Below are 2,795 nucleotides of genomic sequence, written 5' to 3'. Positions count from 1 at the left end.
CCGCAGGCAATGCGCGGCGGCGGCCGTCGGCGCATCCGCCTCGGGCGGCGCGGCTTCCAGGATCACGTGCGCATTGGTCCCGCCGATGCCGAACGAGCTGACGGCCGCGCGGCGCGGCATGCCGCCGTCCGGCCAGTCGGCCGCTTCCGCGGTGAGGCGGAAGGCCGCGTCGTCGAGTTCGAGCAGCGGGTTGGGCGTGTCGAAGTGCAGCGTGCCCGGCACCTTGCCGCGTTCGAGCGCGAGCGCCGCCTTGATCACGCCCGCGAGCCCCGCCGCGCTGTCCAGGTGCCCGACGCTCGTCTTGACCGCGCCGAGCAGGCGCGGGGCGCGTGCCGGGTGCTGGCCGTAGGTCGCCTTCAGCGCGGCCATTTCGATCGGATCGCCGAGCAGCGTGCCGGTGCCGTGCGTCTCGACATAGCCGACCGACGCGGCGTCCACGCCCGCGTCCGCCAGCGCGGCGCGGATCACCCGTGCCTGGCCCGCGGGGCTCGGCGCGGTGTAGCCGGCCTTGTCGTGGCCGTCGTTGTTGATCGCGGAGCCCTTGACGACCGCATACACGTGATCGCCGTCGCGGCGCGCAAGATCGAGCCGCTTCAGCACCACCGCACCCGCGCCGCTGCCCTCGACGGTGCCGCTCGCGGCCGCGTCGAACGCGCGGCAATAGCCGTCCGCGGAAAAGATCCCGCCGGTGCGGTGCAGGTAGCCCGGCACGCCGTCGACGCCGATCGACGCCGCGCCCGCGAGCGCGAGTTCGCAGTCGCCCTGCGCGACCGCGCGCGCGGCCATGTGCAGCGCGACCAGCGACGTCGAGCACGCGGTGTTCAACGTGACCGCGGGGCCGGTGAGGTTCAGCCGGTAGGCGATCTGCGTCGCGGGCTGGTTCAGCACGTTGATCTGGTACAAGCCAAGCGCGTCGACCGCGTCGCGATTGCCGAGCACGTGGTTCGCGAGGTACTGGCTCGCGCCCACGCCCACGTAGACGCCCACGTCGCGCGCGAGCCCGGGCCCGGCATAACCGGCGTCCTCGAGCGCGCGGTAGCTTTCCTCCATCAGCTTGCGCTGCTGCGGATCCATGATCTCGGCTTCGCGCGGCGTATAGCCGAAGAACGCAGCGTCGAAACAGTCCGGATCACGAATCAACCCGCGTGCGGCGACGAAGCGGGGATTGCCGAGCAGGTCGTCCGGCACGCCGAGCGCGCGCAGCCGCGCGTCGTCGAGCCGGGTGATGCCGTCCTCGCCCGCGAGCAGCATGCGCCAGAACTGCTCGACGTCGTCCGCGCCCGACACGGCCGCGCTCATCCCGATGATCGCGACGTCACGGCTGTCGACGGGCGATGCGCTCGCGGCCGCGACCGCGCCGTCGGCATCCGCATCGGCCGACGACGTGCCGGACGCGGACAGCCAGCCGGCCAGCGTGCGAATCGTCGTGTAGCGGAACAGGTGATCGATGTCGACATCGCGGCCGAATTCGCGACGCAGCCGCGCCTGGCACTGGATCAACGCGAGCGAGTGGCCGCCGGCGTCGAAGAAGTTGGTGTCCGGATCGATCTCGGCAAGGCCGAGCACGTCGCGCCAGATCGCCGCGACCGCGCCCTCGGCATCGCCGGGCGTGCGGTGTGCGAGGCTGGCGGGGCCGGCGGAATCGGTGGCGCCCGCCGCGTCGAGCGGCCAGTCGGCCAGCCGGAGACGATCGATCTTGCCGCTGCCGGTCATCGGCATCGCGTCGAGCACGACGATCCGGTCGGGCACCATGTACGGCGGCAGCGCCTGTTGCGCATGCGCCTTCAGCGCGCCGTCCGGCAGCGCGCCCGCCGCCTGCACGAACGCGCAGAGCACGGCGCCCGCGCTCCCCGAACGCGCGAGCACCGCGACCTTGGCGACCCCCGGATGGCGGCCCAGCACGGATTCGACTTCGCCCGTCTCGATGCGGAAACCGCGCACCTTGACCTGCTGATCGTCGCGGCCCACGAATTCGATGTCGCCGTGCCGATCGAAGCGGGCCAGGTCGCCGGTGCGATACAGCACGCGATCCGCATCGCCGGTCGCGTACGGATTCGGCACGAAGCGCTCCGCGCTCAACTCGGGCCGGTTCAGGTAGCCTGACGCCAGCGCGCGCCCGGACAGGTAAAGCTCGCCGGTCACGCCGATCGGCAGCCGTGCGAGATCGGGCGCGAGGATATGCGTGCCGACGTCGCCCACCGCGCGGCCGATCAACACGGGGCCGCTCGCGCAGCGCCATACGGTTGCGTAGATGCTGGCCTCGGTCGGGCCGTAGGCGTTGAACAGCGGCGCATGCGGCAGCACGCGCGCCGCCAGCTCGACGGTCGCCGGCAGCAGCGGCTCGCCGGCGGCGAATACCGCGCGCAGCGGGCTCGCCGCGCCGGCGTCGAGCGACTGCAGGAACAGGTGCAGCATCGACGGCACGAAATTGACCACCGTCACGCGATGCTGCTCGATCGCGCGCTGCAGGTAGCGCGGATCGTACTGGCCGTCCGGCCGCGCGATCACGATCGCGGCGCCCTTCATCAACGGCCACAGCATTTCGGTAAGCGAAACGTCGAACGATTGCGCGGTCTTCCACAGCACGCGATCGCCCGCGGCCAGCGGATACGTGCGGGCGAGCGCGTCGAACAGCGCGAGGATGCCCTCCTGGCGGCACAGCACGCCCTTCGGCGTACCGGTCGAGCCGGACGTATAGAGGATGTAGGCCGGGTCGCCGGGGCTGACGCGCGGCGCGGCGGCCAACGCAGCCGGGCCCGCTTCCGCCAGCGCCGCCTGCTCGACGAAAGATCGGA

At 72.2% G+C, this 2,795-nt stretch carries 1 protein-coding gene; it reads right to left on the bottom strand.

The genetic code is table 11. The features are described 5' to 3' along the window. The coding region (locus tag G3N98_RS38895; RefSeq protein WP_206151087.1) for a beta-ketoacyl synthase N-terminal-like domain-containing protein at positions 1-2,795 on the bottom strand (2,795 nt) is incomplete at both ends.

This window comes from Burkholderia sp. Tr-20390 (assembly GCF_017104595.1).
Classification (GTDB): Bacteria; Pseudomonadota; Gammaproteobacteria; order Burkholderiales; family Burkholderiaceae; genus Burkholderia.
The sequence above is the reverse complement of the archived record's forward strand: the minus strand, read 5'-3'. Positions and strand labels throughout refer to the sequence as shown.